This is a genomic window from Pseudomonas rhizoryzae (genome assembly GCF_005250615.1).
Lineage (GTDB): Bacteria > Pseudomonadota > Gammaproteobacteria > Pseudomonadales > Pseudomonadaceae > Chryseomonas > Chryseomonas rhizoryzae.
This window is the reverse complement of the sequence record NZ_SULM01000018.1, coordinates 1-26,229: the sequence shown is the minus strand read 5'-3', so window position 1 is coordinate 26,229 and position 26,229 is coordinate 1. Positions and strand designations below refer to the sequence as shown.

28 protein-coding genes are annotated in these 26,229 nt (G+C 65.0%); 14 read left to right on the top strand and 14 right to left on the bottom strand.

The window, feature by feature from the left end; translation table 11 throughout:
• Positions 1-372: 372 nt before the first annotated feature.
• From FAZ11_RS22595 to FAZ11_RS22565, 7 genes are all read left to right on the top strand, one after another.
• Positions 373-1,494, top strand: coding sequence for a branched-chain amino acid ABC transporter substrate-binding protein (locus FAZ11_RS22595; RefSeq protein WP_058764297.1), 1,122 nt, complete (start codon positions 373-375; stop codon positions 1,492-1,494).
• A gap of 96 nt (positions 1,495-1,590) precedes the next feature.
• On the top strand, positions 1,591-2,505 hold the full coding sequence (locus tag FAZ11_RS22590; protein ID WP_058764294.1) for an ABC transporter permease subunit: 915 nt from the start codon (positions 1,591-1,593) through the stop codon (positions 2,503-2,505).
• A gap of 3 nt (positions 2,506-2,508) precedes the next feature.
• A complete protein-coding gene (gene livM, locus FAZ11_RS22585) occupies positions 2,509-3,789 on the top strand; it encodes a high-affinity branched-chain amino acid ABC transporter permease LivM (RefSeq protein ID WP_027599108.1) in 1,281 nt (426 codons plus the stop codon).
• Positions 3,786-4,661 (top strand): ABC transporter ATP-binding protein, encoded by an 876-nt coding sequence (locus FAZ11_RS22580; protein WP_058764293.1) that lies wholly within the window; start codon positions 3,786-3,788, stop codon positions 4,659-4,661. Before livM ends, FAZ11_RS22580 begins: the two co-directional genes overlap by 4 nt.
• A complete protein-coding gene (locus FAZ11_RS22575) occupies positions 4,658-5,374 on the top strand; it encodes an ABC transporter ATP-binding protein (protein ID WP_058764291.1) in 717 nt (238 codons plus the stop codon). Before FAZ11_RS22580 ends, FAZ11_RS22575 begins: the two co-directional genes overlap by 4 nt.
• A gap of 2 nt (positions 5,375-5,376) precedes the next feature.
• Positions 5,377-7,098 (top strand): cis-3-hydroxy-L-proline dehydratase, encoded by a 1,722-nt coding sequence (gene lhpI / locus FAZ11_RS22570; protein WP_058773787.1) that lies wholly within the window; start codon positions 5,377-5,379, stop codon positions 7,096-7,098.
• Between the two features lie 249 nt (positions 7,099-7,347).
• Positions 7,348-8,106: an SDR family oxidoreductase gene (locus tag FAZ11_RS22565; RefSeq protein WP_058764287.1), complete on the top strand. Its 759-nt coding sequence runs from the start codon at positions 7,348-7,350 to the stop codon at positions 8,104-8,106.
• Here the strand turns inward: FAZ11_RS22565 and FAZ11_RS22560 are convergent.
• The 3 genes from FAZ11_RS22560 to FAZ11_RS22550 all read right to left on the bottom strand — a co-directional run bounded on the left by FAZ11_RS22560 (position 8,103) and on the right by FAZ11_RS22550 (position 9,948).
• Positions 8,103-8,813 carry an anti-sigma factor gene (locus FAZ11_RS22560; protein ID WP_058773788.1) on the bottom strand — a complete coding sequence of 237 codons (711 nt, stop codon included), beginning with the start codon at positions 8,811-8,813 and terminating at the stop codon, positions 8,103-8,105. The two genes, FAZ11_RS22565 and FAZ11_RS22560, sit on opposite strands and share 4 nt — an antisense overlap.
• Positions 8,810-9,337, bottom strand: a complete 528-nt coding sequence (locus FAZ11_RS22555; protein ID WP_058764284.1) for a sigma-70 family RNA polymerase sigma factor — start codon at positions 9,335-9,337, stop codon at positions 8,810-8,812. The genes FAZ11_RS22560 and FAZ11_RS22555 overlap by 4 nt, the downstream gene beginning before the upstream one ends.
• Positions 9,338-9,420: 83 nt before the next feature.
• On the bottom strand, positions 9,421-9,948 hold the full coding sequence (locus FAZ11_RS22550) for a DUF3455 domain-containing protein (protein WP_058773789.1): 528 nt from the start codon (positions 9,946-9,948) through the stop codon (positions 9,421-9,423).
• Between the two features lie 255 nt (positions 9,949-10,203).
• On the opposite strand from FAZ11_RS22550, the gene FAZ11_RS22545 reads away from it, so the two are divergent.
• Both FAZ11_RS22545 and FAZ11_RS22540 read left to right on the top strand, forming a co-directional pair.
• The gene (locus tag FAZ11_RS22545) at positions 10,204-11,832 is read left to right on the top strand and encodes an ArnT family glycosyltransferase (protein WP_058773790.1); all 1,629 of its coding nucleotides are present in this window, start codon (positions 10,204-10,206) and stop codon (positions 11,830-11,832) included.
• Between the two features lie 10 nt (positions 11,833-11,842).
• A complete protein-coding gene (locus tag FAZ11_RS22540) occupies positions 11,843-13,099 on the top strand; it encodes a metallophosphoesterase family protein (protein ID WP_058773791.1) in 1,257 nt (418 codons plus the stop codon).
• Between the two features lie 4 nt (positions 13,100-13,103).
• On the opposite strand, the gene FAZ11_RS22535 is transcribed toward FAZ11_RS22540, so the two are convergent.
• The 5 genes from FAZ11_RS22535 to FAZ11_RS22515 all read right to left on the bottom strand — a co-directional run bounded on the left by FAZ11_RS22535 (position 13,104) and on the right by FAZ11_RS22515 (position 16,434).
• Positions 13,104-13,676, bottom strand: coding sequence for a HupE/UreJ family protein (locus FAZ11_RS22535; RefSeq protein WP_058773792.1), 573 nt, complete (start codon positions 13,674-13,676; stop codon positions 13,104-13,106).
• Positions 13,677-13,849: 173 nt separating this feature from the next.
• Positions 13,850-14,464: an urease accessory protein UreG gene (gene ureG, locus FAZ11_RS22530; protein WP_058764273.1), complete on the bottom strand. Its 615-nt coding sequence runs from the start codon at positions 14,462-14,464 to the stop codon at positions 13,850-13,852.
• A 10-nt stretch (positions 14,465-14,474) separates the two neighbouring features.
• A complete protein-coding gene (locus FAZ11_RS22525; RefSeq protein WP_058764270.1) occupies positions 14,475-15,146 on the bottom strand; it encodes an urease accessory protein UreF in 672 nt (223 codons plus the stop codon).
• Positions 15,143-15,643, bottom strand: a complete 501-nt coding sequence (ureE, locus tag FAZ11_RS22520) for an urease accessory protein UreE (protein ID WP_058764268.1) — start codon at positions 15,641-15,643, stop codon at positions 15,143-15,145. Before ureE ends, FAZ11_RS22525 begins: the two co-directional genes overlap by 4 nt.
• Before the next feature lie 98 nt (positions 15,644-15,741).
• Positions 15,742-16,434, bottom strand: coding sequence for a TetR family transcriptional regulator (locus tag FAZ11_RS22515; RefSeq protein ID WP_058764266.1), 693 nt, complete (start codon positions 16,432-16,434; stop codon positions 15,742-15,744).
• 116 nt (positions 16,435-16,550) lie between these two features.
• On the opposite strand from FAZ11_RS22515, the gene pcaQ reads away from it, so the two are divergent.
• From pcaQ to pcaG, 3 genes are all read left to right on the top strand, one after another.
• Positions 16,551-17,474 carry a pca operon transcription factor PcaQ gene (gene pcaQ / locus FAZ11_RS22510; RefSeq protein ID WP_058766941.1) on the top strand — a complete coding sequence of 308 codons (924 nt, stop codon included), beginning with the start codon at positions 16,551-16,553 and terminating at the stop codon, positions 17,472-17,474.
• Positions 17,475-17,574: 100 nt separating this feature from the next.
• The gene (gene pcaH / locus FAZ11_RS22505; RefSeq protein ID WP_058764262.1) at positions 17,575-18,300 is read left to right on the top strand and encodes a protocatechuate 3,4-dioxygenase subunit beta; all 726 of its coding nucleotides are present in this window, start codon (positions 17,575-17,577) and stop codon (positions 18,298-18,300) included.
• A gap of 10 nt (positions 18,301-18,310) precedes the next feature.
• Positions 18,311-18,922: a protocatechuate 3,4-dioxygenase subunit alpha gene (gene pcaG, locus FAZ11_RS22500; protein ID WP_058764260.1), complete on the top strand. Its 612-nt coding sequence runs from the start codon at positions 18,311-18,313 to the stop codon at positions 18,920-18,922.
• Positions 18,923-18,981: 59 nt separating this feature from the next.
• On the opposite strand, the gene coq7 is transcribed toward pcaG, so the two are convergent.
• The 4 genes from coq7 to hemJ all read right to left on the bottom strand — a co-directional run bounded on the left by coq7 (position 18,982) and on the right by hemJ (position 21,338).
• A complete protein-coding gene (coq7, locus tag FAZ11_RS22495) occupies positions 18,982-19,629 on the bottom strand; it encodes a 2-polyprenyl-3-methyl-6-methoxy-1,4-benzoquinone monooxygenase (RefSeq protein WP_058764258.1) in 648 nt (215 codons plus the stop codon).
• 38 nt (positions 19,630-19,667) lie between these two features.
• On the bottom strand, positions 19,668-20,009 hold the full coding sequence (locus FAZ11_RS22490; protein WP_017642985.1) for a histidine triad nucleotide-binding protein: 342 nt from the start codon (positions 20,007-20,009) through the stop codon (positions 19,668-19,670).
• Positions 20,010-20,089: 80 nt separating this feature from the next.
• Positions 20,090-20,878 carry an SDR family NAD(P)-dependent oxidoreductase gene (locus FAZ11_RS22485; protein WP_058766942.1) on the bottom strand — a complete coding sequence of 263 codons (789 nt, stop codon included), beginning with the start codon at positions 20,876-20,878 and terminating at the stop codon, positions 20,090-20,092.
• A gap of 34 nt (positions 20,879-20,912) precedes the next feature.
• Positions 20,913-21,338 carry a protoporphyrinogen oxidase HemJ gene (hemJ, locus tag FAZ11_RS22480; RefSeq protein WP_058764254.1) on the bottom strand — a complete coding sequence of 142 codons (426 nt, stop codon included), beginning with the start codon at positions 21,336-21,338 and terminating at the stop codon, positions 20,913-20,915.
• Positions 21,339-21,525: 187 nt separating this feature from the next.
• Between hemJ and erpA the strand changes: the two genes are divergently transcribed.
• Positions 21,526-21,876: an iron-sulfur cluster insertion protein ErpA gene (erpA, locus tag FAZ11_RS22475; protein ID WP_058766943.1), complete on the top strand. Its 351-nt coding sequence runs from the start codon at positions 21,526-21,528 to the stop codon at positions 21,874-21,876.
• An 18-nt stretch (positions 21,877-21,894) separates the two neighbouring features.
• On the opposite strand, the gene FAZ11_RS22470 is transcribed toward erpA, so the two are convergent.
• Both FAZ11_RS22470 and FAZ11_RS22465 read right to left on the bottom strand, forming a co-directional pair.
• Positions 21,895-22,980, bottom strand: a complete 1,086-nt coding sequence (locus tag FAZ11_RS22470) for an anhydro-N-acetylmuramic acid kinase (protein WP_058766944.1) — start codon at positions 22,978-22,980, stop codon at positions 21,895-21,897.
• Between the two features lies 1 nt (position 22,981).
• Positions 22,982-24,421, bottom strand: a complete 1,440-nt coding sequence (locus FAZ11_RS22465) for an OapA family protein (RefSeq protein WP_058766945.1) — start codon at positions 24,419-24,421, stop codon at positions 22,982-22,984.
• A 167-nt stretch (positions 24,422-24,588) separates the two neighbouring features.
• Here FAZ11_RS22465 and tyrS point away from each other — a divergent pair, with 167 nt between their 5' ends.
• Positions 24,589-25,788, top strand: a complete 1,200-nt coding sequence (gene tyrS / locus FAZ11_RS22460; RefSeq protein ID WP_058766946.1) for a tyrosine--tRNA ligase — start codon at positions 24,589-24,591, stop codon at positions 25,786-25,788.
• Positions 25,789-26,229 lie beyond the last annotated feature (441 nt).

Genomic DNA, 26,229 nt, shown 5'->3' with positions numbered 1-26,229 from the left:
GATAGTCTCTCGGCGGTGCCGATCAGTGCGTCGCTGCAGCTTGCCTTACCTGGTTACTTTGCTGGCACGCTGTGCGGTCGATGTTACGTTTTGGTGCGAAACAGGTGCAACCAGGTTGCTATGGGGTAACAAACCCCGCGTTTTCCTCGCCTGGTTGTCACCCGGAAAAATGAAACTTCGATCTTGTTAGCTGTTTGCTACCAAGGTCTAAAAGACTGCCAAATGCACTGGCGGCGGGCTCTGCTTCTGTCATTGCGTTGATTTTCCAGTGTGCGACCCAGGCAAATCGCCTTTGCTCAGTTCGCACAACTGACCTCTGGCACAGGCTTTGCTGAAGCCGAAGAGCCAACCACCCTCTGGAGCAAACCTCCCATGTCGAAGATTTACAGAAAAGGCATTCTGGCTCTCGCTATCGGTTCTGCGTTCACTCTCTCCTCCCTGGCACACGCCGACATCCTGATCGGTGTCGCGGGTCCCTTCACCGGTGCCAGCGCAGCCTACGGCGAGCAGTTCTGGAAGGGAGCGAGCCAGGCCGCGGAAGATATCAACGCCGCGGGCGGCATCAATGGCGAGAAGATCAAGCTGGTGCAGGGCGATGACGCCTGCGAACCCAAGCAGGCCGTAGCCGTGGCCAACCGCCTGGTGGACTCGGACAAGGTCAAGGCCGTGATCGGCCACTTCTGCTCCTCCAACACCATGCCCGCCTCGGAGATCTACGACGAAGCCGGCATCATCTCCATCACCCCGGCCTCCACCAACCCCAAGATCACCGAGCGCGGTCTGGCGACCGTGTTCCGTATGTGCGGGCGTGACGACCAGCAGGGCATCGTCGCCGGCGACTACATCGTCGACGTGCTCAAGGCCAAGAAGGTCGCCATCGTTCACGACAAGGACACCTACGGTCAGGGCCTGGCCGACGCCACCAAGGCGCAACTGAACAAGCGCGGCGTGAAAGAGGTGCTCTACGAGGGCCTGACCCGCGGCGAGAAGGACTTCAACTCCCTGGTCACCAAGATCCGCGCCTCGGGCGCCGACGTGGTCTACTTCGGCGGTCTGCACCCCGAAGCCGGTCCGCTGGTCCGCCAGCTGCGCGAGCAGGGCGTGACCGCCAAGTTCGTCTCCGGCGACGGCATCGTCTCCATGGACCTGGTCACCACCGCCGGTGGCCCGCAGTACACCAAGGGCGTGCTGATGACCTTCGGCGCCGATCCGCTGCAGAATCCGGCCGGCAAGACCGTGGTGGAGACCCTGCGCAAATCCGGCTACGAGCCCGAGGGCTACACCCTCTACTCCTACGCCTCGCTGCAAGCCCTTGCCGCCGCCTTCGCCGGCATCAAGGGCACCGACGGCGTCAAGGCCGCCGAATGGCTGAAATCCCACACCGTGCCCACCGTTCTCGGCGACAAGAGCTGGGACAGCAAGGGCGACCTCAAGGTCTCCGACTACGTGATGTACGAATGGGACGACAAGGGCAAGTACCACCAGCTGCCCTGATCCTCGCGTGAATCCGCCGGCTCCCGTCTCGTCTCCGCCCCAGGACGAGGCGGGGGGCGGCGGCCCTCGTCATCCTTCCAACGCGAGACTGCAAACGTGGACGGTATCTTCCTGCAACAACTGGTCAACGGCCTGACCCTGGGTTCGGTCTACGGACTCATCGCCATCGGCTACACCATGGTCTATGGCATCATCGGCATGATCAACTTCGCCCACGGCGACGTGTACATGGTGTCGGCCTATCTCGCCGCCATCGGTATCGCCGTGCTGAGCGTGTTCGGCCTGCATTCCTTCCCGGTGCTGATCCTCGGCACCCTGATCTTCACCGTGGTGGTCACCTCCGTGTACGGCTGGGCCATCGAGCGCATCGCCTACAAGCCGCTGCGCAACTCCACGCGCCTGGCGCCGCTGATCTCCGCCATCGGCATGTCGCTGATCCTGCAGAACTACGTGCAACTGGCCCAGGGCGCGCGCCAGCAGGGCGTACCGACGCTGCTCGACGGCGCGCTGCGGCTGCACATCGGCGATGGCTTCGTGATCATCACCTACACCAAGATCTTCATCATCGTGGCGTCCATCATCGGCATGGGCCTGCTGACCTACGTGATCCAGAAGACCACCCTCGGCCGCATGTGCCGGGCCACCCAACAGGATCGCAAGATGGCGCAGATCCTCGGCATCAACACCGACCGGGTGATCTCCTACGTCTTCATCATCGGCGCGGCCATGGCGGCGCTGGCCGGGGTGCTCATCACCCTCAACTACGGCACCTTCGACTTCTATGCCGGCTTCATCATCGGCATCAAGGCCTTCACCGCGGCGGTACTCGGCGGCATCGGCTCGCTGCCCGGCGCCATGCTCGGCGGCATCATCCTCGGCATCTCCGAGGCCCAGTTCGCCAGCCTGGTGAACTCGGACTACAAGGACGTCTTCAGCTTCTCGCTGCTGGTGGCGATCCTGATCTTCCGGCCCCAGGGGCTGCTCGGCAAACCCCAGGTCACGAAGGTGTAATCCATGAGTCAGACGTCTTCCTCCTTCGACCTCAAGGTCGTGCTGCGTGACACCCTCATGGTGGGGCTGGTCTCGCTGATCCTGTTCGGCCCCATCGTCGGCATCGTGCTCGATGGCTATGGCTACAACCTCGAGCCCGGTCGCGTCGGCATCATGGTCGCCGTGGTCATGGCTGGGCGCTTCCTGCTCAGCCTGTTCGGCCAGACCGCCAAGGGCCGCGACTGGATCGAGTCCTTCAAGCGCAACGACGGCGGCGTCCACGTGCTGCCGCCGGGACACAAGTCCAACCTCAGATTCATCCTGCCCATCGTCATCCTGGTCGCCATCGCCTTTCCCTTCCTGGCCACCAAGTACTGGCTGACGGTGATCATCCTCTGCCTGATCTACGTGCTGCTGGGTCTGGGCCTGAACATCGTGGTGGGCCTGGCCGGTCTGCTCGACCTCGGCTACGTCGGCTTCTATGCCATCGGTGCCTATGGCCTGGCGCTGGGCTACCAGTACCTGGGCCTGGGCTTCTGGACCATGCTGCCGCTCGCGGCGGTCATGGCCGCGGTGGCGGGAGCGATCCTGGGCTTCCCGGTGTTGCGCATGCACGGGGACTACCTGGCCATCGTCACCCTCGGCTTCGGCGAGATCATCCGCCTGGTGCTCAACAACTGGCTGGAAGTGACCAAGGGCCCCAACGGCATCGCCGCGCCGTCGCCGACCTTCTTCGGCATCGAGTTCGGCCGCCGGGCGAAGGAGGGCGGGGTGCCCATCCACGAGCTGCTGGGCATCAGCTACAACCCCAACGCGACCATGATCTTCATCTATACCGTGCTGTTCCTGGTGGTGCTGCTGGTGCTCTACATCAAGCACCGCCTGACCCGCATGCCGGTCGGTCGCGCCTGGGAGGCCTTGCGCGAAGACGAGATCGCCTGCCGCGCCATGGGTCTGAACCACGTGCTGGTCAAACTCTCCGCCTTCATGATCGGCGCCTCCACCGCGGGTCTGGCCGGGGTGTTCTTCGCCACCTACCAGGGCTTCATCAACCCGGCCTCGTTCAACTTCTTCGAGTCGGTGCTGGTGCTGGCCATCGTGGTGCTGGGCGGCCTGGGCTCCACCGTCGGGGTGGTGGTCTCGGCCTTCGTCATGACCCTGCTGTTCGAGTTGCTGCGCGAATTCGGCGACATCCGCATGCTGGTGTTCGGCGTGCTGATGGTGGTGATGATGATGTGGCGGCCGCGTGGCCTGATCCGTATCGCCCGCAGTGGCTTCGCGATTCGCAAGGGAGTGGCGCCGTGAGCGACAACATTCTGACCGTCAGCGGTCTGGGTATGAGATTCGGGGGCATCAAGGCCCTGTCGGACGTGTCCTTCGATATCAAACGGCACTCCATCACAGCGCTGATCGGCCCCAACGGCGCCGGCAAGACCACGGTGTTCAACTGCCTGACCGGCTTCTACAAGGCCACCGACGGCGAGATCCGTCTGGACACCGCCGACGGTCGCTCGACCCGCGTCGGCAAGATCATGGGCGAGCGCTTCCAGGCCAGTGACTTCGTCAATCCGGTGCAGTTCGGCAGCCGGCTCTGGTACAAGATGTTCGGCGGTACCCACCTGGTGAACCGCGCCGGTCTCGCCCGTACCTTCCAGAACATCCGCCTGTTCAAGGAAATGTCGGTGGTGGAGAACCTGCTGGTGGCGCAGCACATGCAGTGCAACCGCAACCTCATCACCGGCATCCTCAACACCCCCGGCTATCGCCGCGCCGAGGAGAAGGCGCTGGACACGGCCTTCTACTGGCTCGAGGTGGTGGATCTGGTCGACCACGCCAACCGCCTGGCCGGTGAACTCTCCTATGGCCAGCAGCGCCGCCTGGAAATCGCCCGCGCCATGTGCACCCGCCCGGAGATCGTCTGCCTGGACGAACCCGCCGCCGGTCTCAACCCGGCCGAGACCGAGGCCCTGGCCGGGATGATCCGCCTCTTGCGCGACCAGCACCGCATCACCGTGGTGCTGATCGAGCACGACATGGGCATGGTGATGAACATCTCCGACCACATCGTGGTGCTGGACCATGGCCAGGTCATCGCCCGTGGCCTGCCGGCCGATATCCGCAACGATCCCAAGGTCATCGCCGCCTACCTCGGCGCCGAAGAAGAGGAGGTGGCATGACCACGCCGATCCTGGAGTTTCGCAACGTCGACGTCTTCTACGGGCCCATCCAGGCCCTGAAGGGCGTCTCCCTGACCATCAACGAAGGCGAGACGGTGAGCCTGATCGGCGCCAACGGGGCCGGCAAGTCCACCCTGCTGATGTCCATCTTCAGCCAGCCCCAGGCACGCAATGGGCAGATTCTCTACCGGGGCGAAGACATCACCCGCAAGAACGCCCACTACGTGGCCTCCAACGGCATCGCCCAGTCGCCGGAGGGGCGCCATGTGTTCCCCGACATGAGCGTGGAAGAAAACCTGTTGATGGGCACCATCCCCATCGGCACCCGGTGGGTGGACGAGGACATGCAACGCATGTTCGACCTCTTCCCGCGGCTCAAGGAGCGTCGCAACCAGCGCGCCATGACCATGTCCGGTGGCGAGCAGCAGATGCTGGCCATTGCCCGCGCCCTGATGAGCCGGCCCAAGTTGCTGTTGCTCGACGAGCCCAGCCTGGGTCTGGCGCCCATCGTGGTGAAGCAGATCTTCCAGATCCTGCGCGAGCTGGCGCAGAGCGGCATGACCATCTTCCTGGTGGAGCAGAACGCCAACCATGCGCTGCGCCTGTCCGACCGCGCCTACGTGATGGTCACCGGCGAGATCCGCATGACCGGTAGCGGCCAGGAGCTGCTGGCCAATCCCCAGGTGCGCGAAGCCTATCTGGGCGGTCACTAGCGATGGACCCGATCCGCGGGCGCACGCTGGTCGCGGGCCGGGCCCAAGGTCGACTGGCCTGGGCGCCCATCGGGCTTAGTTTCTGGGGTGGCGTCGATCCGGCCAGTGGCCAGGTAATCGATCACCACCACCCGTTGCAGGGCCTGGAGCTGGCTGGGCGCGTCCTGGCCATTCCCAGCGGACGCGGCTCCTGCACCGGCAGCGCCGTGCTGCTGGAGCTATTGCTCGCCGGGCGTGGTCCGGCGGCGCTGTTGCTGGCCGAACCCGACGAAATCCTCAGCCTGGGCGCCATCGTGGCCGAAGAACTCTTCGGTCGGTCCTTGCCAGTGATCAGTCTGGGGGCGGAGGCCTTCGCGGCGCTGGCCGAGCACGATGAGATCGCGGTCAGCGACGGCTGGATCGGCGCGCCGGGAAGCCTATTTCCTGCGACCGATCAGCATGAAATCGCCGAACTCCAGCTGAGCGCGACCGACCAGGCCATGCTTGACGGTGCCCAAGGTCGCGCCGTCCAGGCGGCCATGCGCATCCTGGTACGCATGGCGCATCTGCAGGGCGCGGCTGAGTTGCTCGACATCACCCAGGCCCATATCGACGGCTGCATCTACACCGGTCCGGCCAGTCTGGCCTTCGCCCAGCGACTGGTGGAGTGGGGCGGTAAGGTACGGGTGCCCACCAGTCTCAACGCCGTCTCGGTGGACCAGCGCCGTTGGCGCGAGCAGGGCGTCGATCCTGCGCTGGGCGAGCCGGCCAGCGCCCTGGCCGAGGCCTATGTAGCCCTGGGCTGCCGGCCTACCTTCACCTGTGCCCCCTATCTGCTGGACAGCGCCCCGGCGCTGGGCGAGCAGGTGGTCTGGGCCGAATCCAATGCCGTGGTCTTCGCCAACAGCGTGCTGGGCGCGCGCACCCAGAAGTACGCCGATTTCCTCGACATCTGCACCGCCCTGACCGGGCGGGCGCCGCTGGCCGGCTGCCACCTGGACAGCGGCAGGCAGGCGGCCAAGGTCTTCCGGGTCACCGTACCCGAAGGTCATGACGACGCCCTCTATCCGCTGCTCGGCTACTGGATCGGCCTGCGTTCGCCCACTCGTATTCCGGCGGTGCTGGGGCTGGAAAACAGCCAGCCCAGTCGCGACGACCTCAAGGCCTTCGGCGCCGCCTTCGCCACCACCTCGGCGGCGCCGCTGTTCCATCTGGTCGGGGTGACGCCCGAGGCGCCAACCCTGGCGGCGGTGGCCGCGCCGGAGTTGGAGATCGAAGATATCCGCCTGGCCGACCTGCGCCAGGCCTGGGCCGAGCTGGACAGCGCCGCTGCCCGAGAGGTGCAACTGGTGGCCCTGGGCAATCCGCATTTCTCCGCCGAGGAATGCCAGCGGCTGGCTGAGCTGTGCCGTGGCCAGCGCAAGCATCCCCAGGTGGCCCTGGTGATCACCCTCGGGCGTGAGGTACGCGCCGCCGCCGAGCGGAGCGGCGCCCTGGCCGAACTGCAGGCCTTCGGTGCCGAGCTAGTGGGCGACACCTGCTGGTGCATGCTCGGTGAGCCGCTGGTGCCGCCCGCTGCCCGTACGCTCCTGACCAACTCGGGCAAATTCGCCCACTATGGACCGGGCCTAACGGGCCGCGACCTGCGCTTCGCCGGTCTGGCCGCCTGTGTCGAGGCAGCCTGCACCGGACTGGCGCCGGCCGAACCGCCTGCCTGGCTCACGGCGGCGGACTTATCCACCTGAAGCCAGGTCCGAGTTCTGTACAGGAATCCCGTGGATCGTCCTGTGGATAAGCTCGGCATAGCCGGACGTGAGGCCCAGGGCGCCTGGTCTGGCGAAAACTGTTCAAAATTTGGCCAGTGCGCGGAAACCCTGCAATACCAAGGCGTTATAACTGATCCGCTGGATTCCCGGCGATCTGAGTATTCGCCTGACGAATGCCCCTGAGCTATCGTGGGGCTCGGCCAAACTCCCTCGCAGAAGGAATCTTTCATGTCTTCGATCTTCATCACCGGCGCCACCTCCGGCTTCGGCGCCGCCACCGCTCGCCGCTTCGCCAAGGACGGCTGGTCGATCGTCATCACCGGCCGCCGCGAGGATCGCCTGCACGCTCTGGCCGAAGAATTGTCCGGCCAGGCCAAGGTGCTGCCGCTGGTGCTGGATGTGCAGGATCGCGCTGCCGTGGAAGCGGCGGTCGCCGGCCTGCCGGAGGAATTCAACCAGCTGCGCGCCCTGGTCAACAACGCCGGCCTGGCACTGGGTAACACCCCCGCGCAGAGTTGCGATCTGGATGACTGGGACACCATGGTCGATACCAACATCAAGGGCATGCTCTATTGCACCCGCCTGCTGCTGCCGCGGCTGATCGCCCATGGCGCCGGCGCCGGCATCGTCAACCTGGGCTCGGTGGCTGGCGACTATCCCTATCCGGGCAGCCACGTCTACGGCGCCACCAAGGCCTTCCTCAAGCAGTTCAGCCTGAGCCTGAGATCCGACCTGCTGGGTACCGGGGTGCGGGTGACCAACATTGAACCGGGGCTGTCGGAAAGCGAGTTCTCGGTGGTGCGCTTCGGCGGCGACAAGGCCAAGGCCGACGCCGTCTATGCCGGTACCGAACCCCTGACCCCGGACGACATCGCCGAATCCATCCACTGGGCGTTGAACCAGCCCAAGCACGTCAACATCAACCGCATCCAGCTGATGGCGACCTGCCAGGCGTTCAGCAACTTCAATATCCACCGCAAGAGCTAGAGCACCTTGACCGCCCGGCCGATGAACTGGATCGGCCCGGTGGGCCTGCCGGTGGGCGAGCCGCCCTGGTCTTCCAGGGTGAGTTCGAACAGCTGGTTGGCTTCCAGCGGCGGCAGCCGGTCCAGGGGTACCTGCAGGGTACGCCCCGGCTGGACCAGACCCAGCGACACCGGACCCTGCCAGGCATCGGCCTTGGTCCAAAACTGTAGCGTCTTGCCGCTCGGCACGGCGTCGCGCCCCAGGGGAATCAGCTGCAGGTCATGGGCACTGGCGGTCTGGATCACCCAGCCGGGCGTCCGATCGCTGGGTGCCGCCAGCACCACCAGGTAGCTTGGCGTGGGTACCGGACGCATCAGCAAGAGCACCGCGAGCACCAGGCTGGCGGCCAGCCCTGCCGCACTAAGGCCCTGCCAGAGCGCCAGGCGTTGCCACAGCGACTCGCGCCGGATGGTGGCCTTGGCGTCGGCTTCACCCAGACTGCGCTCGATACGCGGCCATAGATTTGCACTCGGTTCGACCGGCGTGACCCGCTCGGCCAGCGGCTGCAGACGCGCCTCCCAACGCGCCATCGCGGCGCGCAGCGAGGCATCGGTCAGCAGCCGGCGTTCCACCTGACGGCGTTCAGCCGCTTCCAGGGTGCCGAGTACATATTCGCCGGCCAGACGTTCGGTTTCGTCGTCTGTGGGCAGGGTGCCGTCGGTGTTCATGTCATGCACTCCCTCAGCGCCTTGAGGCCGCGGGTGATCCAGCTCTTCACCGTGCCCAGTGGCGCCTGCAGGCGCTGGGCGATCTCGCCATGGGAACAGCCGTCCAGGTAGGCGGCCAGGATGGCGTCCCGGCGCGGCGCCTCCAGATTCTGCAGGCAGCCCTCCAGGCGACTGCCCTCGGCCTGTCGCAGTGGATCGGCGTGTTCGGCCAGGGGCTCCCACTCGTCCGCCAGGGGCACCAGGCGCTGACGATCACGCAGCACGTTGAGGGCCAGGTTGCGCGCCACGCTGCACATCCAGCCGCGCGCCGAACCGCGCTCCGGGGCGAAACCGGCGGCGCCACGCCAGATGCGCAGAAAGGCATCGTGAAGGATGTCCTCGGCCAGGCCGCGATCCCGTACCAGGCGTAGGACGATACCCAACAACAGCGGCGCTTCGACCTGGTAGAGCCGCTGCAAGGCGGCGCGCTCGCCCCGGGCACAGGCGGCGAGCAACGCGGCAGGATCATAGGAGCGGTCAGTCACGAGGTCGCGCCAGGCTGGGGACGCCAGGGTGGCGACCGGATCAACCGAGCCTAGCCGATCCGTTCGCGACTGTCCCCTGGGACTCAGCCCTTCTTCCAGAACAGGTAGTCGGCCTGGTAGGTCACCGTCTCCCGCTCACCTTTGTTGGCGGTGGTGCAGGCCTTGGCCGGGGCGACGCCACCCTTGAGCGCGGTGCGCTGGATATAGGTGGTGCCCTGGAAGGCGCCCTTGCCTTCGGCGGGCGCGGCCTCCACCAGTTGATAGGGCAGGTTGCCGGTACCGGCGGGAGCGATGGCCAGTTGCTTGCCGACCACTTTGGAGCCGTCGCTGGCTTCCCAGGTCGCGGGCGGTCCGTAGTAGCTGCCGACCAACTTGCCCTGGCGATCATGGAGTTCGGCCTTGGGACCGACGAAGAACCATTCGGTCTGGCCGGGCATGTCCTTCTTGTCGCGGCATTCGTAGACGATGGTGCCCTTGCCCACGGTTTCCAGCATCAGGCGGTTGCCGGCAGGGACGCGGACGGCCTCGGGCAACTCGCCTTGGGCCAGCAGTGGTGTGCTCAGGCAGGCGGTCAGGGCCAGGATGCTGCAACGGCTATAGGTATTGTTCATGCGGCTTGCTCCGGATTGAGAAGGGGCACAGTCGGTTGGACTGTGCTGTCTCTACCCGTCAGCGGATGCTTTGGATGCGGCCGTCATGAAAATTTTTTAATTCATCCGCATAGTGACGGCCGGCCACGTGGCGAGCCGCTCTGGAACGCGGCTTTGTCAGCTTGTCGTCAGCCTGGTTTCAGCGATTCCTAAGGTTGGTCGGCGATAGTGGCACCGGGCCTGTGCCCGTCCCCCAGCCTGCCGGAGTCCTGCCGCGTGTCGTCCATCCCAAGTCCGGCGCGTCTGCGCCTCGAAAGTCTGGCGCTGTTCCTGCTGGCGGTCCCGCTGTTCACCCTGGGTCTGTGGGAGCAGCCCTTCATTGGCTTCGATGGTCGCTTCGCGCTGTTCGCCCAGGAAATGTTCCGCCATGGCGCCAGCGCCTTCCCGACCAGCTACGGCCAGCCCTATCCGGATTATCCGGCGACCTCGACCCTGCTGATCGACGTCTTTGCCAAATTGTTCGGCGAGGTCAATCGCCTGGCCACGGTGATCCCCACGGCCCTGGCCTCGGCGGCCATCGTCGGCCTGCTCTATCGCTTGCTGGCCAGCCACTCGCGACGTTGGGCGCTGCTGGCGGTATTGATGCTGCTGCTCACCAACGGCTTTCTCGCCAAGGCCCGCTCCATCTGTCTTGACCAGTTTGTCACCCTGGCCGCCCTGGGCTGCTTCTATCTGCTGTGGAGCGCCGACCAGCGCGGTCTGCCGCGGCGACGGGCGCTGGTCTTTCTCTGCATGGCGGCGGGCTTCGCCGTGCGCGGACCGTTGGGGTTGATCGAGCCGTGCGGGGTGGTCTGCGTCTACTGGCTGTTGCAGGGCGATTGGCGGCGGACCTTCGGCTACGGCCTGGTCGGGGCCCTGCTGCTGACCCTGTGTTGCGCCGTGCTGTTCGGCCTGGCCTGGCGTACGGGCGGCATGACCTTCGTCGAGGACGTGATCCGCATGCAGGTCTCCGGGCGGTTGGACGACACCGACGGCGCCGGCTATCCCTGGTGGTACTTCCTGCAACTGGGCCTCTATCGCTACGCCCCGGCCTTCCCCCTGGCGCTGCTCGCCCTGCCGACGCTGAGGCGCCACTGGCGATTGCGCCAGCAGCAGGTGGAAAGTCGGCTGCTGATCCAACTGGCCGGTTTCGCCGTGCTGATCGTCGTGGCCCTGTCCATCCCCACCTTCAAGAAGCCCTATTACATCCTCCCGGCGATCCCGGCCTGCGCCGCCCTCGGCGCCTGGGTGCTGCTGCAGGGGCAGGGCGCCCTGGCTTGGGTGCGTCGCCTGTTCCTGCCGTTGCTGGTGCTCTTCCCCGTGATTCTCGGGGTACTGGTCAAGCTGCAGCAACCGAAGCTCCAGGCGGCCGGCTGGTGGCCGCCGCTGGATCTGCGCCTGTTGCTGGGGGCCTTCGGCGTTCTCGCGCTGCTCGCCTTGCTGGCGGTCTGGCGCGGGCGGGGTACCTTCCGGGTGGGCATGCCCCTGGCCGCGGCGGCCCTGGCGCAGTGGCTGCTGGTGGTGCTGGCGCTGGACCCCATGCAGGCGCTGCGCTACGACACCCGCGCCTTCGTCACCCGCCTGGAGAGCTTGCGCCAGGGGCAGCCCGGGCAACTGGTGTTCTTCGGTCTGGGCCAGGACACCAAGGCCTTCCGCTACCTGATGAATCTCGACTACGACGTGCCCATGCCGACCTTCATCGACGTCGGTCAGCCCGGGCAGCTCGAGCACATCCCCCGACCCGCCTATGTGCTGCTGGATGCCGACAGCCAAGCGGCCCTGGCGGGCACTCCGTTGGCCGGGCGCCCGCCGCTGCTCGAAGGGCGTTTCAACGACAACCGCTGGCAGGCCTACTACCTGCCCTGAGGCACGCGTCATGACCGATTCGCCCGATTTCCATCGTCGTCGGCTGTGCCTGGCCCTGGCCGGTCTGCCGCTGCTGGCCGCCTGCAAGCCGACCCTGGGCTATGGCCTGGCGGAGCACCGGGGCCAGTGGTTCGATGCCCATTCGTTCAAGCCGGTGACGCCGCTGCCTTCGACCAGCAGCTTCGTACTCGGCGTCTTGCCAGACACCCAGTACTACAGCGAGAACAACTTCGAGATGACCCGCACCGGCAAGCGCATCGAGCGCTATCCGGGGCTGGGTTATCCACCGGCCCTGGCCTTCCATGCCCAGACCCATTGGCTCGCGCACAATGCCGCGGCGCTGAACATCCCCTTCGTGGTACACCTGGGCGATCTGGTGGAAAACGCCGAGCAGCACGGCGAATGGAAGCTGGCCAGCCGGGCCATGGCGCGACTGGAGCGGGCCGGGGTGCCCTATAGCGTGATGACCGGCGATCACGACGTCATCGCGCTCTATACCCAGGACCGGTTGCGCGATGGCCGAGAACTCTTCACCCAGTACTTCGGCCCCGAACGGGCCGAGCGGCAGAGTAGCTTCGTCGAACGCGACGTCACCGGGCTCAATGCCGTGCATCGCTTCTCGGCGCTCGGCCAGGACTTTCTGCTGCTGACCCTCGACTGGAGTCCTTCGGATCAGACCCTGGACTGGGCTCAGGGGGTGCTGGACCGTTATCCGCACCTGCCGACCATTCTCGCCTCGCACAACATCGTCGATCTGGTGAATGGCCAGGCGGTGCTCTCCAGCCGGCGCAACGACACCGGCGTGCGGCTGTGGAATCGGCTGATTCGCCGTAACGACCAGATCTTCCTCACCCTCAATGGGCACAACCACGGCAGCGCCCACCTGCGAATGGCCAACGACTTCGGCCATCCGGTGGATCTCTTGCTGATCAATTATCAGACCGAATACGCCGGCGGCAACGGCCTGCTGCGGCTGCTGGAGCTGGACCTGGCGCGGGGGCGGCTGGAAGCCTTCACCTATTCGCCCTGGGTCGCCTATCGCCAGCAGAGCGGCGACCTGCCGGTACGCCTGGGCAGCGATCCGCGCGACACCTACTCGGCCGAGGTGCTGGCGCCCCTGGCCTCATCGCAGTTCGACAGCCGCTTCGTGCTGGACGTGGATTTCGCCAGCCGCTTCGCCAGCTTCGGCGGCTATACCGCCCAGGTGCAGCCCATGGCCGAGGAAGGGTTGCTGGCGCGGCTGCGCCAGCAACTGGGGATTGCTTGAGCCGTCAGGCCGCGAGCAGCCAACCACCTGCCACGGCGGTGGCGACACCGGCCAGGCGCACCAGCGGCGTGGCGGCCTGCGGCAGGTAGCGCACCACGGCATAGCCCAGGGCATGCAGGGTGGCGGTGGCAGCGACGAAACCCGCGGCATAGGCCCAGGGATTACCCATCTCCGGCAACTCCAGACCGTGGGCCACGCCATGGAACAGGGCAAAGGCGGCGGTCAGGCCAACGGCGGCGGCGACTGGCGGACGGGCAGCCAGGGCCACCAGCAGCCCCAGGGCCAGTACCGAGGCGGCGATGCCGGTCTCCAGGAAGGGCAGCTCCAGCCCGGTGAAGCCCAGCAGGCCGCCGAGCAGCATGGTGCCGACGAAGGCGCAGGGCAGCGCCAGACGCGCCTTGCCCTGCTGCTGGGCGGCCCAGAGACCCACGGCCACCATGGCCAGCAGGTGATCGAGACCGGTCAGGGGGTGCAGCACCCCGGCGGCCAGGCCGTTCTCGGCATGACCGGGGTGGGCGAAGGCCAGCGCCGGAGCGAGCAGCAGGGCGGCGGTGGCGAGGATCTTGGCGTGTTTCATGGGGGCTCCTTAAGTGATGAAATCCTGGACTCAGAACCTGCTCATGACCTGCTGCGCGTCGGCCAAACGGCGTTGAAAAGTCCTTCGGAATGCTCATTTACCACTTGTAAACTCCGCTTCCTCAGGCCTTTTCGCCTTGTTTGTCTCTAGCTCGCGAGGTCGTGAGCAGGTTCCTAGGCAGCGGTCAGCAGACCCTGCTTTTCGATGAAGGCGATGATCTCGTCCAGGCCCTTGCCGGTCTTCTGATTGCTGAAGACGAAGGGCTTGTCGCCGCGCATCTTGCGGGTATCGCGATCCATCACCTCCAGCGAGGCACCGACCATGTCGGCCAGGTCGACCTTGTTGATCACCAGCAGATCCGACTTGCAGATACCCGGACCACCCTTGCGCGGCAGCTTGTCGCCCGCCGAGACGTCGATGACGTAGAGGGTCAGGTCGGACAGCTCCGGGCTGAAGGTGGCCGACAGGTTGTCGCCACCGGATTCCACCAGGATCAGATCCAGACCAGGGAAGCGGCGATTGAGCTGGTCCACCGCCTCCAGGTTGATGGAGGCGTCTTCGCGGATGGCGGTGTGCGGGCAGCCGCCGGTCTCCACGCCGAGGATGCGCTCGGGCGCCAGGGCCTCGTTGCGCACCAGGAAGTCGGCGTCTTCGCGGGTGTAGATGTCGTTGGTCACCACCGCCAGGTTGTAGCGCTCGCGCAGGGCACGGCAGAGGGCCAGGGTGAGGGCGGTCTTGCCGGAGCCGACCGGACCGCCGATACCGACGCGCAGGGGTTGGGTAGTCATCAAGGGTCTCCTAGGAACGGAACAGGCGGCTGTATTGCCGCTCGTGGGCCATGCTGGTGAGGGCGAGGCCGAAGGGGGCACCGCCCCAGGCCGCTTCGGGCAGGCCGGCGGCGTGCTCGGCGGTGGCAGCCAGGGTCGGCAGCAGGGTGGTGGTGAGGCGCTGGGCGGCTTGCTGGCCCAGCGGCAGGGTTTTCATCAGCACCGCCAACTGATTTTCCAGCCAGGTCCAGAGCCAGGCGTCCAGCGCGGCGCGCGGGGCTATATCCCAGGCACGGGCCGCCAGCGCCCAGCCCAGGGCGAAGGTCGGGGTCAGCTCGGCCAGCAAGGTGCGACTCTCGTCGTCCAGTTCCGGTAGGCCGAGCAGCAATTGCGCCAGGGAATAGCCGGTCTGGCGACTTTCCAGCTGGAATTCCGCGGTCTCGCGACTGGCGCGGTGGCGGTCAGCCAGTTCGCTCAGGCGCGGCCAGTCGCCCGCGGCGGCGGCCTCGCAATGGGCCAGCAGCAACGGCGCCTCGAAGCGCGCCAGATTGAGTTCGAGGTTGTCGCGCAGCCAGGCCTCGGCCTCCGCCGCGGTGCGGATCAGGCCGCTGTCGATGGCCAGCTCCAGCCCCTGGGAATAGCTGTAGCCGCCAATGGGCAACTGGGGGCTGGCCAGGCGTAGCAGGGCGAAGGGCGGACTCACGTGCGGACGCCGAAGTGGTGCAGTTTGGGCGCGTAGTTGAAGCCTTCCTCGCCGTGGTGCGAGTGGTGATGGCCGCCGCCGTAGGCGCCGTGCTCGGGCTGGAAGCCGGCCTCGATCTCGCTGACCTGGGCGCCCAGCTGTTCCAGCATGGCCTTGAGCACATAGTCGTCCAGCAGCCGCAACCAGCCATCACCGATCTGCAGGGCGACGTGACGGTTGCCCAGGTGGTAGGCGGCGCGCGTCAGCTCGAAGGCGCTGGCACAGGTCACGTGCAACAATTTTTCCGGCCGGGCGACGATACGCACGATGCGGCCATCACGGGCTTCGAGAAAGTCGCCATCGGCCAGCGGCGGTTGCCCGCGTTCGAGGAACAGGCCGACGTCTTCGCCGGTGCTGCTCGTCGCTCTCAGGCGGCTCTTGCTGCGGGCATCGAAGGTGAGATGGAGTTCGGCGTCCCAGGTGTCACGGGCCGCACAACGGTGATGGATGACCAGCATGGCAGAACTCTTGGCAGTTATAGCCGAGCATTACAGCAAGGGGCCTGCCAAATCGGCCGATTCCCCGGCTGCCAGGCCAAGCAAAGCTGACCAGTCGCTCAGGTTGCGCTTATTTGGTGCGCCATGGCGTTTGCCAAACGATCAATGCTCTCTTTTGGTGCTTCTTCGCCTGATGTACGCCGCCAGTGCTTGCTGCCGATCAGAATGAGCTTGAGCTGCTGCACCATCTTCGCTGCCGGCCATAGGTGGGGTGGCGTAGCGGCGGGTGGCGGATCGATGAGCTCTGGCAGGGTGGCGAACACTGTCTTGACCACCAGATCGGCCAGGATGTCGATCTGCGCCGAGCTCAGCTGCGGCAACCGACCCAGGGTGAGCAGGTCGCGGGCCAGGTCCTGGGTGATGCGCTGGCGCAGGTCGGCGATGGCCTGGCGCACGGCCAGGGAGCCGCCATATTGCTCGCGGGCGAGAAAGAGGAACTGATCGCGGTTATCGCCCACGGCGCCGAGAAAGATCTCCACCGAGGCTTCGATCATGCCGCGCTGCTGCAACTCGTGGTGCCGGACCTGGCGCAGGGCATCGCGAAAGGTATCGCCCACCTCCGCCACCAGCGCCAGGCCGAAGGCTTCCATGTCGGCGAAGTGGCGATAGAAGCCCGCCGGTACGATCCCCGCCTGGCGACTCACCTCGCGCAGGCTGAGACTGCCGAAGCCGCGACCGCTGTTCATCAGCAGGCGTGCCGATTCCAGCAGCGCCTGGCGCGTTTGCAGCTTCTGCTGGGCACGAATGGACATGGGGGCATTCCAGGGGGCGAGGCGGCACTGTAGCAAAGGATGCCCTTGCTGACTGCACGGGTTTTGGCTGACCGCCGGGTGGTAGTCTCTGGTCCGAGCCTTGCCTTGAGGGCACCATGAATCTCGACAACCGTATCAAGTTCCGGCATCTGCTGTGCTTTCTGGAAATCGCGCAGCAGCGCAGCTTCGCCAAGGCAGCCGATGCCATTGCCGTGTCCCAGCCGGCCATTTCCAAGACCATTCGCGAACTCGAAGAAATCCTCGAGGTGCGCCTGTTCGAGCGGGGCAAGGGCGAGGTGACCCTGACCGAGGCGGGTCTGCTGTTCCTGCGCCACGCCGGCCCCTGCGTCCAAGCCCTGCGCGAGGGTATGCAACTGGTACGCGGTGGCGAGGCCGGCGGTCTGGTACGGGTCGGCGTCCTGTCGACGGTGGAAAGCCAGGTGCTGCCCGAGGTGCTGGCGCGCCTGCACGAACGCCATCGCCAGCTCATCGTCAACGTCGCCACCGGTCCCAGCGCCTATCTGCTTGGCCAGTTGCGCGTCGGCGACCTGGATCTGGTGGTCGGCCGCATGACCGACAGCCCCGACATCCATGGGCTGGACTTCGAGCACCTCTATACCGAGGCCCTGACCCTGGTGGTCCGTCCCGGCCATCCGTTGAGCCAGAGCCTGCCGGCGGACCTGGCGACCCTGGCGCGCTATCCCCTGGTGTTGCCGCTGCCCGGCACCACCATTCGCCGTCACGCTGAAAGCCTCTTCGTGCAATGTGGCATCCCGCTCAGTGCCCAGCGGCTGGAAACCCTCTCGCCCACCCTCAGCCGCCAGTACGTGCGCCAGAGCGACGCCCTCTGGATCGCGCCGCTGGATGCGGTCCGCCGCGACCTGGCGACGGGCGAGTTGGTCGAGGTCAGGCTCGGGGTACGCGAGGCGGGCGGTTCGGTGGGTATCTGCCGCAATGGCAGCGTGCCTCTGTCCCTGGCCACCGAGCGCTTCTGCGCCGTCCTGCGCGAAGTCGCCGGCGAGCTCAGCCATAACCAATAGGTTATGGCTCCTCGCGTAGCTTTCAATTCAGCCAGGCGGCGGTCTGGGCCACACTGAGAGCAGCCAGTTTCTGGCTCCGATCCTTCCGTGGAGCATTCCAATGCATAACAAGCCCCACGACGTACGCTACGTCGCCCGTGATCGCACCTGGCATCCCCAGGCCTATACGCCCGCCTACAAATCCTCGATTCCGCGTTCGCCGCGCCAGGCGCTGGTCAGCCTGCAGCACCAGACCGCCTCCGAACGCAGCGGTCCCGACTTCTCGCGGCTGCCGCTGGGCCCGCACGACAACGACCTGTTGCTCAATTTCGGCACCGGCCAACTGCCCCAGGGCGAGCGCATCATCCTGTTCGGCACCCTGCGCGACCAGTTCGGCAAGCCGGTACCCAATTCCCTGGTGGAGATCTGGCAGGCCAACGCCGGCGGCCGCTACCGGCACAAGAACGACGTCTACCTGGCGCCGCTCGACCCCAACTTCGGTGGCGTCGGCCGCACCCGCACCGACAGCCAGGGTAACTACGTCTTCCGCACCATTCGCCCGGGTCCCTATCCCTGGCGCAACGGCAGCAACGACTGGCGCCCGGCGCACATCCACGTCTCGGTCATGGGCCCGGCCATCGCCACCCGGCTGATCACCCAACTGTACTTCGAAGGCGATCCGCTGATCCCGCTGTGCCCCATCGTCAAGTCCATCGCCAATCCCGACGCCGTCCAGACCCTCATCGCCCGCCTGGACATGAGCATGGCCAACCCCATGGACTGCCTGGCCTATCGTTTCGACATCGTCACCCGCGGCGCGCGGCAGACGTTCTTCGAACACCATTGAGGACGCCGAGATGACGCCCAACCAACAAGTCCTGCTGCCGGAAACCCCTTCCCAGACCGCCGGCCCCTACGTTCACATCGGCCTGGCCCTGGCCGCGGCCGGCAACCCCACCCGCGACGTCGAAATCTGGAACGAATTGGCCAAGCCCGGCGCTCCCGGCGAGCACATCCTGCTCACCGGCCAGGTGTTCGACGGCAACGGTAACCTGGTGCGCGATTCCTTCCTGGAGTTCTGGCAGGCCGATCACGAAGGGAAATACGATCCGGTCTACGACGTCGAGAAGGCCTTCAACGGTTTCGGCCGTACCGCCACCACCTTCGATGCCGGCGACTGGACGCTGCACACCGTCAAACCCGGCCAGGTCAGCGACCAGCGCGGCCAGCCCATGGCGCCGCACATCAACGTCACCCTGTTCGCCCGCGGCATCAACATCCACCTGCAGACGCGGATCTACTTCGACGACGAAGCCGAAGCCAACGCCCGCTGCCCGGTCTACAACCTGCCGGAACCGGAGCGCCGGGGCACCTTGCTGGCGCGCCGTTGCGAGATCGACGGCCGCCTGGCCTATCGCTTCGACATCTACCTGCAAGGCCCCCAGGAAACCGTCTTCTTCGACATCTGAAGCTGCGGATAACAAAAAGCCCTGCCGAGGCAGGGCTTTTTCGTGGCTGCGGTCCAGGGTCAGATGCGGTAGGTGGTCTTGGTCATCACCTTGGCCACCAGGCTCATGCCGTACTTGACCGGTGTGGGGAAGCGCCAGCCACCCGCTGCCAGGGCGTGTTCGGCGTGCTGCTCCTCATCGCTGCGCATCTGCTCCAGTACCGCGCGAGACTTGGCGTCGGCCGGCGGCAGCTTTTCCAGGTGCTCATCCAGGTGACGGCACACCTGATCCTCGGTGGCGGCGACGAAACCCAGACTCAGGCGATCACTGATCAGGCCGGCACCAGCGCCGATACCGAACGACAACCCATAGAACAGCGGATTGAGCAGGCTGGGTCTTTCACCCAGGGCGCGGATGCGCTGCTCGCACCAGGCCAGGTGGTCGATCTCTTCGTCCGCCGCGCGCTCCATTTCCTCGCGGACTTCCGGCAGCTTGGCGGTCAGCGCTTGGCCCTGGTACAGCGCCTGGGCGCAGACCTCACCGGTGTGGTTGATGCGCATGAGCCCCGCCGCATGGCGCCGTTCCTCGTCGCTCAGCTCGGCTTCCTTGAGCGGGATGGCCGGCGAGCTGCGGGTCGGGGCGCCACTGAAGGGTGTCAGGGTACGCAAGGCGGTATCGGCCTGGATCAACAGCCGATCGAGCGGGGAGTAAAGACGCTTGGATCTCACGATGATCTCCTTGGCAGGCAATGAAAGGGCGGAGATACCTAGCCCGGTGGCCAGGTCATCTGCCGCTTGCCCAGCACATGCATATGGATGTGATAGACCGTCTGGCCACCCAGGGCGTTGCAGTTCATCGCCACGCGGAAGCCTTCTTCGCAGCCCTGCTCCTGGGCCAGGCGCTGGGCGGTGAACAGGATGTGCCCGGCGAGCTGCTTGTCATCGGCCTCGCTGAGGTCGTGGAGGGTCGCGATGTGCTTCTTAGGGATGACCAGAAAGTGCACGGGCGCCTGCGGGGCGATGTCATGGAAGGCCATGACCTGATCGTCCTCGTAGAGCACCTTGGCCGGAATGTCCCCGGCGACGATCTTGCAGAACAGACAATCCACGTCGATCTCCTGCTGGCTGGATAGACCCCGAGTGTACCAGCGCCCACTCCTGGGGTCAGGTGCCGGTGGTGGGAGGACCGTTACGCCGGCTGGAACAGTTTGCCGATCCGCACCGCCACTGAGCGGGTGAGGGCGCGTGGGAAGAAGCGCGGCAACAGGCTGCCCAGGCGATTGCGCCAGCCGGGAATGATCACCGCCTGGCGTCGCTCCAGCCCCTTGACCGCCGCCAGCGCGACCTCCTCGGCGGACATCAGCAGCTTGCTTTGCTCCATGCGCCCAGCGTGCAGTCCAGCGTTCTTGAAGAAAGCGGTGCGGGTCGGGCCGGGGCAGAGTACTGACACCGCCACCCCGCGCCCCTTGAGTTCTTCGCGCAGACCCTCGGAGAAATGCAGCACATAGGCCTTGGTCGCGGCATAGCTGCTCATATAGGGAATGGGCTGGAAGGCGGCGGTGGAGGCCACGTTGAGAATCTGGCCACCCCCTTGGATCGCCATGTGCTGGCCGAGGGCATGACACAGGCGGGTGAGGGCCAAGATATTCAGTTCCAACTGCTCCTGTACCTGGGGCCAGTCGGCGGCGAGAAAATCGCCACCACTGCCGATCCCGGCGCAGTTGACCAGCAGGCCGATGGCTCTCTCGCTCTGTTCCAGTTCATGCAACAGGCCGGTCAGGTGCAAGGGCTCCGACAGATCGCAGACGCGATAGAGCACCTCCACGTCGAAGCGCTGGGCCAGCTCGGCAGCGATGCTTTCCAGCTTGTCCTTGCGCCGCGCCAGCAGGATCAGCGGCTGGCCACGTCGCGCCAGGGCCTCGGCCAAGGCCAGGCCGATCCCGCACGAAGCACCGGTTACCAGGGCATAACGCTGCATACTGCTTTCTCCAAGCGCGAGCCGTTCGACCGCTTTAGTAGGGTTTGACCACCGCCAGGATGACGACGGCGATGAGGATGAGCACGGGTACCTCGTTGAACCAGCGATAGAACACATGGCTGCGCTGGTTTTCGCCGCGCTCGAACTTCTTGCGCATGGCGCCGCAGACATGGTGATAACCGATCAACACCACCACCAGCGCCAGCTTGGTGTGCATCCAGCCCTGGGTCAGCCAGCTCGGGTTGATCACCAGCATGCCGATGCCGAACACCAGCGTCAGGATCATCGACGGCAACATGATGCCCCGGTACAGCTTGCGCTCCATCAGGCAGAAACGCTCATGGCTCACGGTATCGCTGCTCTGGGCGTGATAGACGAACAGCCGCGGCAGATAGAACAGACCGGCGAACCAGCACACCATGGCGATCAGGTGGAAGGCTTTGAACCAAAGATAGAGCATCGGGGCATTCTCCTTGTCAGTTGGCTTCATCAGGCGGCGCGATATTAGAGTGGCGCCGCTGGCAAGTCATTCACTCCAGTCGTCTCGGCTGGTATCCCGCGGTCGCTCAATAGTTGACCGTTTTGCTGGGGCAAGCGGATAATTTCGCCATTGAATTGTGTTCGGCGCGAGCCGGGAGACTACGGCAATGACCATTGAAACCTTCACCCCGACCCCCCTGCAGTTCACCCTGGGCGCGGCGACCAAGGTGAAGAACCTGATCGAGGAAGAGGGCAATCCCCGCCTGAAGCTGCGCGTCTTCGTCACCGGTGGCGGCTGCTCGGGCTTCCAGTACGGCTTCACCTTCGACGAGGATTCCGCCGACGACGACACCGTCATCGAGCGTGACGGCGTGCATCTGGTCGTCGATCCCATGAGCTTCCAATACCTGGCCGGTGCCGAGGTGGATTACCAGGAAGGTCTGGAAGGCTCGCGTTTCGTCATCAAGAACCCCAACGCCGCCACTACCTGTGGCTGCGGTCAGTCCTTCTCCATCTGAGCCGACACTGCGCTCCGTCTAGTGCGGATAGAGCGCACCCAGTACCCGGAGCCCTCGGGCTCCGGTGACCTCGGGACAGTTGCCGGGCAGCCGCTCGCAGAATCTATGGGCCAGCCAGGCGAAGGCCATGGCTTCCATCCAGTCCGGCGATACCTGATAGACCTCGGTGCTGACGACCTGAGCCGGTGCCAGGTGCCTGGCCAGGCGCTCCATCAGATCGCGGTTATGCGCCCCACCACCGCAGACCAGTACCTCGTCCACCGCCTGGGCAGTCCGGATGCTGTCGGCGATGCTGCGCGCGCTCAACTCGGCCAGGGTGGCCTGGACGTCCACCGCTGCCAGGGCGGGAAGCTGCGCTAGCTGCTGCTGCAACCAGCGCAGATTGAAATGTTCGCGCCCGGTACTCTTCGGGCCACTCTTTCCGAAGAACGGATCGCTCAACAACTGCTTCAGCAGCGCCGGCACGACCTGCCCTTGCGCCGCCCAGGCGCCGTTCGCATCAAAATGGGGCCCCTGACTGTACTGGATCCAGGCATCCAGCAAGACATTGCCTGGTCCGCAATCGAAGCCGCGCACCGGTAGGCTAGGCGCCAGCAGGGTCACATTGCTGAAACCGCCGATATTGAGCACCGCGCGCGGGCGCTCTTGGCCGAAGAGATCGGCATGGAAGGCCGGTACCAAGGGGGCGCCTTGGCCGCCAGCGGCCAGATCGCGGCGCCGGAAGTCGGCCACCACGTCGATACCACTCAACTCGGCCAGCAGAGCGGCATCGCCGATCTGCAGCGTATAACCCTGCGCTGGCAGATGGCGGATGGTCTGGCCGTGACTGCCCACGGCGCGGATATCCGCTGGCGTCAGTCCCTCCTTAGCCAGCAATTCCGCAATGCCTAGGGCGGCAAGCTTCACCCAGGCCTGCTCGGCCTGGGCGATGCGCTCGATCTCGTTGTCCCCTGGGGCGCATAGCGCCAGCAGCTCGCTGCGCAGCGAATCGGGCATGGGTATGCCCAGTGCCGCGACGAAACGGGTCCGCTCATCCTGTTCGATCAGCGCGATATCCAGCCCATCCAGGCTGGTGCCGGACATCACCCCCAGGTAGCGCTGCATCCTAGCGCTTGTTCATCGCCAGGAGCGAAGCACGCTCCTGGTCCATGCGGGCCATGAGCGGCTGGCTCTGCGCCAGGAAGCGCGAGATCTCGTTCTTGGCGATGGGATCGGCCATGGGCAGCTTCACTCCCAGTGGATCGACATGGTTACCGTTGATACGGAATTCATAATGCAGGTGCGGGCCGGTTGCCAGGCCGGTCATGCCCACGTAGCCGATCACCTGGCCCTGCTTCACCGCGACACCGGCCCGCATGCCCTTGGCGATCCGGCTCATATGGCCGTAGACCGTGGTATAGGTCTTGCCATGCTGGATCATCACCACGTTGCCATAACCATTCTCCGTGCCGGCCTTGGCGATCTTGCCATCGCCGGTGGCATGGATCGGCGTACCGGTGGGCGCGGCGTAGTCGACCCCCTTGTGCGCCCGCATCTTGTTCAGCACCGGATGGAAACGGCCCATGGTGAAGCGCGAGCTGATCCGCGAGAACTCCACCGGGGTACGGATGAAGGCCTTGCGCATGCTGCCGCCTTCCGCCGTGTAGTAGTTGGTGGTGCCGTTCTTCGCGGTGTAGCGCACGGCCGTATAGGCCTTGCCCTTGTTCACGAAGCGCGCCGCCAGGATATTGCCGTAGCCCACGTGCTTGCCGTTGACCACCTTGTCCTCGTACACCACCTCGAATTCGTCGCCTTCCTGGATGTCCAGCGCGAAGTCGATGTCGTAGCCGAAGATGTTGGCCAGGGCCATGGTCATGTCGTGGGACAGCCCAGCCTTCTGCGCCGAGGCGAACAGCGAACTAGTGATGCGTCCCTGTGCATAAGCCTTGCGAATGTCGGGGGTAATGGTCTTGTGCTCGACCTCGTAACCCTGGTCCGACTTGACCAGCGACAGCGTCTGCAGCGCGGTGAGCTTGGTACGCACCGCCAGCAACTCGCCGGATGGCTCGCGCTGGAATTCGATCTTCTGGCCCACCCGCAGGCGGGTCAGCTTCTTCGCTTCCTTGCTGCTGGCGAGCACCTCATGGACCACGGCGGCGGCTAGGCCGGCGCGCTCGAACAGCGTCGAGAGCGTATCGCCCTTGCGTACCGTCTCGGTGATCCATTGCGGCTCGGGCGTCTCGGCGACGGTCTCGGCCTCTTCCGTGGCGGGCGTCTCTTCAGCGGTCTGTTCGGCCGGCTGATCCGGCGCAATCTGAGCGAAAGGGGAGGTGGTCTGGGTATCCGCAGCTTGAGTATCGGAGAGCACTTGCTCCTTTAGATCGTCCTGACCTTGCACGGTGCGCGCGGCATCGTGCTCAACATCCAAGTTGATGGAAGTACGTTTCGCCTCGACTTGCTGAGAGGGAAACACGAGCAAGGCCAGACTCAAGAGTGCGGCTACCCCGCTGGCGGCCACGAGGTGGCTTTTGGGGTAGAACGGACTGTTGGCGATTGGCTTCGTCATTTAGCTAAAGTGATGATCTGACGTTAAAAGAAGTGAATAACTGCCTAAAATATAATCAAAATCTAGCTGTCACAACCCTTTGGGTCCTTGATCTGACGTGCCGGCTGGCGGCTGCTAGGGGCATCTTGATAAGGTTCACGCTTTCGAAATTCAGAGGCAGAGCCCCTATGAAAACGGTCCAGGAGCAGCTGGCGGTCATCAAGCGTGGAGCAGATGAGCTGCTCGTCGAGTCAGAGCTTGTAACAAAACTGGAGCGTGGCACCCCGTTGCGCATCAAGGCAGGCTTCGATCCGACCGCCCCGGATCTGCACCTCGGCCATACCGTCCTGATCAACAAGCTGCGCCAGTTCCAAGAGCTGGGTCACCAGGTCATCTTCCTGATCGGTGACTTCACCGGCATGATCGGCGACCCCAGCGGCAAGAGCGCCACCCGCCCTCCACTGACTCGCGAGCAGGTCTTGGAAAACGCCGAGACTTATAAGGCTCAGGTCTTCAAGATTCTCGATCCGGCGCGTACCGAAGTGGCTTTCAATGCCACCTGGATGGATCAGCTGTCCCCGGCCGACTTCATTCGCCTCTCTTCTCAATACACCGTGGCCCGTATGCTCGAGCGCGACGACTTCAGCAAGCGCTATGCGAGCAACCAGTCCATCGCCATCCACGAGTTCCTCTATCCCCTGGTGCAGGGTTACGACTCCGTTGCCCTGCGTGCCGACGTCGAGCTGGGCGGTACCGACCAGAAATTCAACCTGCTCATGGGGCGTGAGCTGCAGCGTGCCTATGGCCAGGAAGCCCAGTGCATCCTCACCATGCCGCTGCTCGAAGGTCTGGACGGCGTGAAGAAGATGTCTAAGTCCCTGGGCAACTACGTCGGCATCCAGGAAGCCCCGGGCGTCATGTACAACAAGCTGGTCTCCATCCCCGACACCCTCATGTGGCGTTACTTCGAGCTGCTCAGCTTCCGCAGCCTGGAGGAGATCGCTCAATTCCGGGGCGATGTCGAGAAGGGCGCCAACCCCCGCGATATCAAGATCAAGCTGGCCGAAGAGATCGTCGCCCGTTTCCATGGCGAGGAAGCGGCGCAGAACGCCCACCGTTCCGCGGGCAACCGTATGAAGGATGGCGAACTGCCCGAAGATCTGCCTGAAGTGGAGCTGGAGACCGATGCAGCATTGCCGGTCGCTGCCGTCCTCAACAAAGCGGGCCTGGTAAAGAACGCTGCCGCGGCGCGCGACCTGCTGGCTGCCGGCAGCGTCAAGGTAGATGGCGAAGTGGTCGACCGCGGCTTCCAGTTCGAGATCGGCCGTACCTATATATGCCAGGCCGGCAAGAAGGCTTTCGCCCGCATCAACGTCCGTCAGCAATAAATTTGAAATAACCTGTTGACGCCCTCCGAAACTCCCCTATAATGCGCCCCACTTCCGGCGCAGACGCTGAAGGGGCTTGAAAATCAAGCACTTAGGTCTGAGTCGGGCGAGGGGTCCACGGAGTCCTCGCGGCTTGGTCAACGCCTCAGGGCGATGACGAAGTGAAGGGGAGGGGTTGACAGCGTCTTAGGATGCTGTAGGATTCGCCTCCCGCTGCCGCGATCGGTTGATCTGGTCACGGCGGTGCAAGTGGTTGAGTTGAAACGAAAAAGTTCAAATCAACGCTTGACAAGATGTGAGGCTAGCGTAGAATGCGCGCCTCGGTTGACGACACGGTCGCAACCAACTGCTCTTTAACAAGTTGAATCAAGCAATTCGTGTGGGTGCTTGTGAGATAAGTCTGATGTCGCAAGATTATCAGCAACACAAGTAACTCGTGAA

What these genes read in the sequence shown, in the direction of transcription:
- ureG (WP_058764273.1), bottom strand. Translation starts at nt 14,464, where the DNA reads ATGACTACCCAACCCCTGCGCGTCGGTATCGGCGGTCCGGTCGGCTCC.
- FAZ11_RS22575 (WP_058764291.1), top strand. Translation starts at nt 4,658, where the DNA reads ATGACCACGCCGATCCTGGAGTTTCGCAACGTCGACGTCTTCTACGGG.
- livM (WP_027599108.1), top strand. Translation starts at nt 2,509, where the DNA reads ATGAGTCAGACGTCTTCCTCCTTCGACCTCAAGGTCGTGCTGCGTGAC.
- tyrS (WP_058766946.1), top strand. Translation starts at nt 24,589, where the DNA reads ATGAAAACGGTCCAGGAGCAGCTGGCGGTCATCAAGCGTGGAGCAGAT.
- pcaG (WP_058764260.1), top strand. Translation starts at nt 18,311, where the DNA reads ATGACGCCCAACCAACAAGTCCTGCTGCCGGAAACCCCTTCCCAGACC.
- erpA (WP_058766943.1), top strand. Translation starts at nt 21,526, where the DNA reads ATGACCATTGAAACCTTCACCCCGACCCCCCTGCAGTTCACCCTGGGC.
- ureE (WP_058764268.1), bottom strand. Translation starts at nt 15,643, where the DNA reads ATGCTGGTCATCCATCACCGTTGTGCGGCCCGTGACACCTGGGACGCC.
- FAZ11_RS22550 (WP_058773789.1), bottom strand. Translation starts at nt 9,948, where the DNA reads ATGAACAATACCTATAGCCGTTGCAGCATCCTGGCCCTGACCGCCTGC.
- FAZ11_RS22535 (WP_058773792.1), bottom strand. Translation starts at nt 13,676, where the DNA reads ATGAAACACGCCAAGATCCTCGCCACCGCCGCCCTGCTGCTCGCTCCG.
- FAZ11_RS22540 (WP_058773791.1), top strand. Translation starts at nt 11,843, where the DNA reads ATGACCGATTCGCCCGATTTCCATCGTCGTCGGCTGTGCCTGGCCCTG.
- lhpI (WP_058773787.1), top strand. Translation starts at nt 5,377, where the DNA reads ATGGACCCGATCCGCGGGCGCACGCTGGTCGCGGGCCGGGCCCAAGGT.
- FAZ11_RS22515 (WP_058764266.1), bottom strand. Translation starts at nt 16,434, where the DNA reads ATGTCCATTCGTGCCCAGCAGAAGCTGCAAACGCGCCAGGCGCTGCTG.
- pcaH (WP_058764262.1), top strand. Translation starts at nt 17,575, where the DNA reads ATGCATAACAAGCCCCACGACGTACGCTACGTCGCCCGTGATCGCACC.
- FAZ11_RS22485 (WP_058766942.1), bottom strand. Translation starts at nt 20,878, where the DNA reads ATGCAGCGTTATGCCCTGGTAACCGGTGCTTCGTGCGGGATCGGCCTG.
- hemJ (WP_058764254.1), bottom strand. Translation starts at nt 21,338, where the DNA reads ATGCTCTATCTTTGGTTCAAAGCCTTCCACCTGATCGCCATGGTGTGC.
- pcaQ (WP_058766941.1), top strand. Translation starts at nt 16,551, where the DNA reads ATGAATCTCGACAACCGTATCAAGTTCCGGCATCTGCTGTGCTTTCTG.
- FAZ11_RS22565 (WP_058764287.1), top strand. Translation starts at nt 7,348, where the DNA reads ATGTCTTCGATCTTCATCACCGGCGCCACCTCCGGCTTCGGCGCCGCC.
- FAZ11_RS22465 (WP_058766945.1), bottom strand. Translation starts at nt 24,421, where the DNA reads ATGACGAAGCCAATCGCCAACAGTCCGTTCTACCCCAAAAGCCACCTC.
- FAZ11_RS22595 (WP_058764297.1), top strand. Translation starts at nt 373, where the DNA reads ATGTCGAAGATTTACAGAAAAGGCATTCTGGCTCTCGCTATCGGTTCT.
- FAZ11_RS22470 (WP_058766944.1), bottom strand. Translation starts at nt 22,980, where the DNA reads ATGCAGCGCTACCTGGGGGTGATGTCCGGCACCAGCCTGGATGGGCTG.
- FAZ11_RS22560 (WP_058773788.1), bottom strand. Translation starts at nt 8,813, where the DNA reads ATGAACACCGACGGCACCCTGCCCACAGACGACGAAACCGAACGTCTG.